The 6997-nt window shown below is 69.1% G+C and carries 7 protein-coding genes; 1 reads left to right on the forward strand and 6 read right to left on the reverse strand.

Features of this window, described 5'->3' with window-relative positions; all coding sequences use genetic code 11:
* From G7A99_RS05965 to alaC, 5 genes are all read right to left on the reverse strand, one after another.
* A partial coding sequence (locus tag G7A99_RS05965; protein WP_371807599.1) for a DHH family phosphoesterase occupies positions 1–1080 on the reverse strand: 1080 nt, incomplete at its 3' end.
* On the reverse strand, positions 1080–2102 hold the full coding sequence (locus tag G7A99_RS05970; protein ID WP_163139194.1) for a hypothetical protein: 1023 nt from the start codon (positions 2100–2102) through the stop codon (positions 1080–1082). The genes G7A99_RS05970 and G7A99_RS05965, both read right to left, overlap by 1 nt.
* A gap of 7 nt (positions 2103–2109) precedes the next feature.
* Positions 2110–3246: a threonine synthase gene (gene thrC, locus G7A99_RS05975; RefSeq protein ID WP_018716858.1), complete on the reverse strand. Its 1137-nt coding sequence runs from the start codon at positions 3244–3246 to the stop codon at positions 2110–2112.
* Positions 3247–3312: 66 nt separating this feature from the next.
* Positions 3313–4623: a homoserine dehydrogenase gene (locus tag G7A99_RS05980; RefSeq protein ID WP_018716859.1), complete on the reverse strand. Its 1311-nt coding sequence runs from the start codon at positions 4621–4623 to the stop codon at positions 3313–3315.
* On the reverse strand, positions 4620–5822 hold the full coding sequence (alaC, locus tag G7A99_RS05985) for an alanine transaminase (protein ID WP_018716860.1): 1203 nt from the start codon (positions 5820–5822) through the stop codon (positions 4620–4622). Before alaC ends, G7A99_RS05980 begins: the two co-directional genes overlap by 4 nt.
* 176 nt (positions 5823–5998) lie before the next feature.
* Between alaC and G7A99_RS05990 the strand changes: the two genes are divergently transcribed.
* The gene (locus tag G7A99_RS05990; protein WP_163139195.1) at positions 5999–6370 is read left to right on the forward strand and encodes an Mth938-like domain-containing protein; all 372 of its coding nucleotides are present in this window, start codon (positions 5999–6001) and stop codon (positions 6368–6370) included.
* Between the two features lie 27 nt (positions 6371–6397).
* On the opposite strand, the gene G7A99_RS05995 is transcribed toward G7A99_RS05990, so the two are convergent.
* Positions 6398–6997 (reverse strand): sigma-70 family RNA polymerase sigma factor (locus G7A99_RS05995; protein WP_163139196.1); only part of this gene is annotated, 600 nt, incomplete at its 5' end.

The raw sequence follows: 6997 nt of genomic DNA on the forward strand, positions 1-6997 counted from the left end.
ACACAGGCCCGGCGGGACACCGTCGTCGCCCATCTTCGCGACCAGCTCGTCCACGTGGGCCACGGCCTCGGCCTTCATCCGCCCCTCGATCTCGCGGCGCTCGCGGTTCAGTCCGTCAAGGCGCTCGGCAAGTCCGCGGGCGTGGGCGGGGTCGTCGCTCAGCAGGCACTCGATACCCACGGACATGTCGTCAAGGCGACCGGCGGCGTTAAGCCTCGGCCCCAGGGCGAAGCCGAGGTCCGAGGCAACGACCCGGGCGGCGGTGCGCCCGGAGACGTCCAGCAGCGCCTGTATCCCAGGGCAGCCCTGCCCCGCGCGGATCCGTGCCAGGCCCTGCTGGACCAGGGTGCGGTTGGTGCGGTCGAGCGGCACGACGTCCGCGACGGTGCCCAGGGCGACCAGATCGAGAAACGCCGCGAGGTTGGGAGGTGCCATGCCGTTGGCGTCGAACCAGTCCGCGGCCGCCAGGCGGCGGCGCAGCGCGGCCATGACGTAGAACACCACCCCGACGCCGGCGAGCGCCTTGCTCGGGAACGGGTCGCCGTGGCAGTTGGGATTCACGATGGCATCCGCCGACGGCAGCGTCGGCCCGGGCAGATGGTGGTCGGTGACGATCACGCGAATGCCCGCGTCACGCGCCGCGGCGACACCATCGAGGCTCGATATGCCGTTGTCGACCGTAACGATGATATCCGGCGAGCGCTCGCGGGCGACCTCGACGATCTCCGGGCTCAGGCCGTAGCCGTACTCGAACCGATTGGGGACGAGGTAGTCGACATTCGTCGCGCCCATCGCCCGGAGGGCGCGTAGGCCCACCGCGCAGCTGGTCGCACCGTCAGCGTCGAAATCGCCCACGAAGAGCACCCGCTGATCGCCCTGTACCGCTTCGGCGAGCAACGCCGCGGCGGCGTCGGCGCCGCCGAGGGTGGCCGGGTTGGCGAGCGTCGCGAGTGCCGTGGAAAGATCGGCCGGGTCGTCGATACCCCGTGCCGCGTAGACCCGGCGGAGCACCGGGTGCCAGTCCGGCGGCATGCGGTCGGGATCGCCGGTGATCGCGCGACGCTCCAGACGTGCGGCCATCAGGCGCGCTCCAGGTGGTGGGCCAGTGCGCGGACCCGGCGCCAGATGCGGTGGCCGTCGCCGCGCCGGCACCGCCAGCCCGGAACGCCGCCGGTATGGATCCGGATCTCGCTGCGGCGGCCGGACGCCAGGGCCGCAGTGAATGCCGGGACCCAGTGGCTCTCGAAGCGCTGCAGCGCTGCGAGCCACCCCTCAAGGTCGCCACTGGTGATCGCGGCGTCCGGCGCCGCCCAGTGGACGATGTCGTGACCGTCCCCCTCGGGCAGGCGACCGTCGTCGGCAAGCGGTTCGTGCGCCGCCCCGCCGCTGGCGAGCGCCAGTCCGGCAAGCACCGGGTCGCCGGTGAATGTGCGGCTGCCAGCGAGGACGCCGCCGGGCTCCGGGTGGGGGGCGTAGCCGCCCCCCCAGAACCACAGTCCGTTCACCGTCAGACGGCCCGCGTCCTCACGGGCCGCGTTGAAGGCGAGCCCGTGAAGCAGCATCTGGGTCTCGTTGAGCAGCCCGCGCCAGGCACGGCCGTCCTCGCCCTCGGGCAGGAAGGCGTCGATGTAGCGGCCCGCCAGCTCACGGGTCGAGGCGACCTCGGGGCCAGGGCGAGCCGGCGTGACCAGGCGCAGGAACAGACGGGATCCGATCGCGGTCACGGTCAGCCCGTCTTCGCGGAACAGGCCGTTGAACGCGTCGGCGACGGCCTGCGCCTCCGCCGGCTCGAGGCTTGCCGCGTCACCGGCGAAGGCCAGAAGCCGGTCGCGGTCCGGGCGCAGATGGAGCGGGTCGGCGCAGTACCACAGGGCCTCGTCCGGGCTGCCGCCGGCGCCGGCGAGCCCCAGTGCGCCGGCGCCGGGGAAGGCGGACGGCCACGGGGCGATGCCTTCCGGGGCGGACACCCGCAGCCGGGACGCACGGGCCAGTAGTCGCTCCGTGGCGGGCACACGTCCCGTCTGCGCCAAGTGGTCCCGCAGCTGCGGCGGCAGCGGCCCAAGCAGCCCCGGTGCCAGGAAGTCGAGGCGCGGTGCCCTCACAGTGTTATCAGGACAGACGGCCGAGGATGGCGTCTTTCACCGCGCCGGTGGTCGCGTCCACGGTGCTCACTGCGCCGTCGGCATGCTGCTTCGCCACGTCCGGGTCCTTGAGGCCGTGGCCCGTGAGCGTGCACACGACGGTGCTGCCGGCCTCGATCCGCCCGGAGCGGACATCGCGCAGCGTGCCGGCGACCGATGCCGCCGAGGCCGGCTCGCAGAAGATGCCCTCATGGTCGGCGAGCATGCGCTGGGTGGCCAGGATCTCCTCGTCGGTGAGCTCGTCGAACCAGCCGCCGGACTCGCTGCTGGCCGCCCAGGCGTAGTCCCAGGACTGGGGATTGCCGATACGGATCGCCGTGGCCACCGTCTCCGGCTCGCTCACCGCGCCGCCGCGCAGGAACGGCGCGGAGCCGCTGGCCTGGTAGCCGACCATGCGCGGGCGCTCGCGGACCACACCGCTGTGGAACGGGCGGTGACCGCAGGGCAGGTACGCCGCCGTCGGCGGGTCGTGGGGTCCGAGGGCGAGCTCCGAGTAGCCCATCCAGTGCGCGGTAATGTTGCCTGCGTTGCCCACCGGCAGGCAGTGGTAGTCCGGCACCCGCTCGAGCTCCTCGACGATCTCGAACGCGGCGGTCTTCTGACCCTGAAGACGGTAAGGGTTGACGGAATTGACGATGCTCACCGGGGCCTGCTCGGCGAGCTCCTTGACGATGCGCATGCCGTCGTCGAAGTTGCCCCGGATCTGCAGCACCGTCGCACCGTGCATGATCGCCTGGGCGAGCTTGCCCAGCGCGATCTTGCCGTCCGGGATGAGCACGAAGGCCTTGATACCGGCCCGGGCGGCGTATGCCGCCGCCGAGGCCGACGTGTTGCCGGTGGACGCGCAGATGAGCGCCTCACTGCCCTCGGAGACGGCGTGGGTCACGGCCACGGTCATGCCGCGGTCCTTGAACGAGCCGGTCGGATTGAGCCCCTCGTACTTCACGTAAAGGTCAACGTTGCTGCCGAGCGTACGCGGGATGTTGTTGAGCCGGATCAACGGCGTGGCGCCCTCGCCGAGGCTCACGACGCGCACGTCGTCGGCCAGCGGAAGGCGGTCATGGTACTTGTTGACGAGGCCGGTGTAGCGGGTTCTGAACGGCATAGGTCCTTCCAAGTGACAACCAGCACGGGCGCGTGCAGGGAATGGACCGCGGTGCGGTCCGGCGCATTATTCCAGTGTTTCCACCCGGATGCGATGCACCTGGCCGCGGATCGCCTCCATCGCCTCGATGGCCTCGCAGGCCTGGTTCATCTGCATCTCCTCGACCCGGTGGGTGAGGATGATCACCGGCACGTCCTCGGCGCCCGGTGCCGGCTGTTTCTGGATGATGGCCTCGATGCTGATGCCGGAGGCGCCGAGCAGCCGTGCCACCTCGGCGAGCACACCGGGGCGGTCGAGCGCCTGCATGCGCAGGTAGTACGCCGTCTCCACGCGGTCCATGGGGACGACGGGGTCGTTCGAGAGCGCGTGGGAGTGGAAGGCGAGGTACGGCACCCGGTCCTCCGGGGCCAGGGTGAACTCGCGCACCACGTCCACCAGGTCGGCCACCACCGCGGACGCGGTTGGCTCGGCGCCCGCGCCCGGACCGTAGTAAAGGGTCGGCCCGAGGGCGTCTCCGTGGATCATGATGGCGTTCATCACGCCATCGACGCTCGCGAGCAGCTGGCGCTTGGGCAGCAGGGTCGGGTGCACCCGCAGCGCGATGCCGGTCTCGGTGCGGCTCGCGATGCCCAGGTGCTTGATGCGGAACCCGAGCTCGTCGGCGTAGGCGACGTCCTCCTGGCCCACGTGCGAGATGCCCTCGACGTGCACCTTCTCGTACTGCAGCGGGATACCGAAGGCGATGGACGCCAGGATCGTGAGCTTGTGCGCCGCGTCCACGCCCTCGACGTCGAAGGTCGGGTCCGCCTCCGCGTAACCCAGGCGCTGGGCTTCGGCGAGCACATCGCCGAATTCGCGATCGGCGTAGAACATCTCCGAGAGGATGAAGTTCGCGGTGCCGTTGATGATGCCGGCGAGCCACTCGATATGGTTGCCGACCAGACCCTCGCGGATCGCCTTGATCACCGGGATGCCGCCGGCCACCGCCGCCTCGAAGGCAATGGACACGCCCTGCTCCCGCGCCCGCTCGAAGATCTCGTTGCCGCTTGCCGCGATCAGCGCCTTGTTGGCGGTGACCACGTGCTTGCCGAGTTCGATGGCGCGGAGGGTGAGGTCCTTGGCCAGGGTCTCGCCGCCGATGAGCTCGACGATAATGTCGGTCTCCGGATCCTCCACCACCTCGAACGGGTCGGTGGTCAGACGGATGCCCTCGGTGGAGCAGGTGCGCGGGCGGTCGAGATGCCGCGCGGCAGCGTGCACGATCTCGATGTCGCGCCCCGCCCGGCGGCTGATCTCGTCGCGATTGCGCTGCAGCAGGTTAATCGTGCCGCCGCCGACCGTGCCCAGGCCCAGAAGGCCGACCTTCACCGGTTTCAAGAGCTCGCCTCCTTCAGGTAACCGTCTCTGCGAAACATCTGTTTGATCCCGCGAATCGCCTGCCGCGTGCGGTGTTCGTTCTCGATCAGGCCGAAGCGCACGTGGTCGTCGCCATAGTCACCGAAGCCGATGCCCGGCGACACCGCCACCTTTGCGTCGGCGAGGAGCTTTTTGGAGAATTCCAGCGAGCCCATGTCGCGGTAGGGCTCCGGGATGGGCGCCCACACGAACATGGTCGCCTTCGGCCGCTCCACCGCCCAGCCTGCCTGGTTGAGCCCGTCACAGAGGGCGTTGCGACGCCGCCGGTAGGTCTCGCGGATCTCCTCGACACAGTCCTGCGGGCCGTCCAGGGCGCTGATCGCGGCGACCTGGATGGGCGTGAACATGCCGTAGTCGAGATAGGACTTCATGCGCGCGAGCGCGGCGATCAGCTTGTCGTTGCCGCAGACGAAGCCGACGCGCCAGCCCGGCATGTTGTAGCTCTTCGACAGCGAGAAGCACTCAACCGCCACCTCCTTCGCCCCGGGCACCTGGAGGATCGAGGGGGCCTGGTAGCCATCAAAGACGATGTCCGCGTACGCGAGGTCGTGGACGACCCAGATGCCGTGCTCACGGCAGATGTCGACCACGCGCTCGAAGAACTCCAGGTCCGCGCAGTTGCCCGTCGGGTTGGAGGGGAAGTTGAGGATGAGCATCTTCGGCTTGGGCCAGGTGTCCTTGATCCCCTTCTCCAGCTCCTCGAAGAAGTCGACCCCGGGCACCAGCGGCACGTGGCGGAGGTCCGCGCCGGCGATGACCACGCCGTAGGGGTGGATCGGGTAGCTCGGGTTCGGTACCAGCACGTTGTCGCCCGGCCCAAGCGTGGCCAGGGCGAGGTGTGCCAGCCCCTCCTTGGACCCGATGGTGACGATGGCCTCGGACTCGCGGTCGAGCGTCACGTCATAACGCCGCGCGTACCAGTCGCAGATGGCCTTGCGCAGGCGCGGGATGCCGCGGGACATGGAGTAGCGATGGGTGTCCGGGCGCTGGGCGGCCTCGACCAGCTTGTCCACGATATGTCTCGGCGTGGGGCGGTCCGGATTGCCCATGCCGAAATCCACGATATCCTCGCCGCGGGCCCGTGCGGCGGCCTTGAGCTCGTTGACGATATTGAAGACGTAAGGCGGCAGCCGGCGTATGCGCTGGAATTCCTCGTTCACCTCAGGGCCCCTGCGTGATGGTTGCAATGTATCGAGCCCCGATTCGGCGCGCGGATCGGGGGGTATCGGTCACGAGCTCAGATAGAGGCCAAAAGCTACTCACGGTACGGAAGGCTGTCAATTGACCGACGGCGCGCCCTTGCCGCCGCGGCGCGCGCTTCGCTATCGTGACCGGTATGAAGCTGAGTGAAGAAAAGGGCGACGGCAGCTTCCGCATTCGAGGTTACGATGCGGGCCGGATCGTTGTAAACGAGACCGGTTACGAGCACAGCCTCGTGCTGGCACCCGAGCACCTGGACACGGACTGGCCGCCGCAGCGCTTCGACGACCTTCGTCGTGAGCACCTGGACGTCGTCCTTGAACTCGACCCGGAGGTTATCCTGCTCGGCACCGGCGGGCACCAGCGTTTCCCGGGCCGCGATCTCATGCTCTGCGTTCTCGAGCGCGGCATCGGTTTCGAGGTGATGGACACCGCCGCGGCCTGCCGCACCTACAACATCCTCATGGCCGAAGGGCGGCGGGTCGCCGCCGCCCTCCTCATCGACTGACTCCGGGGCCGCCCCCGGCGGCACCGGCTATCCGAATACCGTGTCCTGGGAAAAGCCGGCGCGTTCCATGACGTCCCGCAGCTTGCGCAGGGCGTCGATCTGGATCTGCCGGACCCGCTCACGGGTGACGCCGATCTCGTTACCCACCTCTTCCAGCGTGGCCTTCTCGTGGCCGCGCAGCCCGAAGCGCCGCATCACCACCGCCCGCTGCTTCTCCGAGAGCTGCTCCAGCCAGGCGTCAAGATGTGCCAGCACGTCGCTGTCCTCCAGCGCGGAGAACGGATCCGGGTTGGTATCGTCCGGGATCGCGTCGAGCAGCACCCTGTCCGCCTCCCGGCCGATGGGCACGTCCACGGAGGTCACACCCTCGTTGAGCCCCATCATGCGGCGAACGTCCTCCACCGGCCGGTCCATCGCCTCGGCGATCTCCTCGATGGTGGGCTCGTGGTCGAGCTTGTGGACGAGCTGGCGGGCAGTGCGGAGGTACTGGTTGATTTCCTTGATGACATGGATCGGCAGGCGGATCGTGCGGGTCTGGTTCATGATCGCCCGTTCGATGGTCTGGCGTATCCACCACGTGGCGTAGGTGGAGAAGCGGAACCCCCGTTCCGGGTCGAATTTCTCCAC

Source organism: Arhodomonas sp. KWT (genome assembly GCF_010993615.1).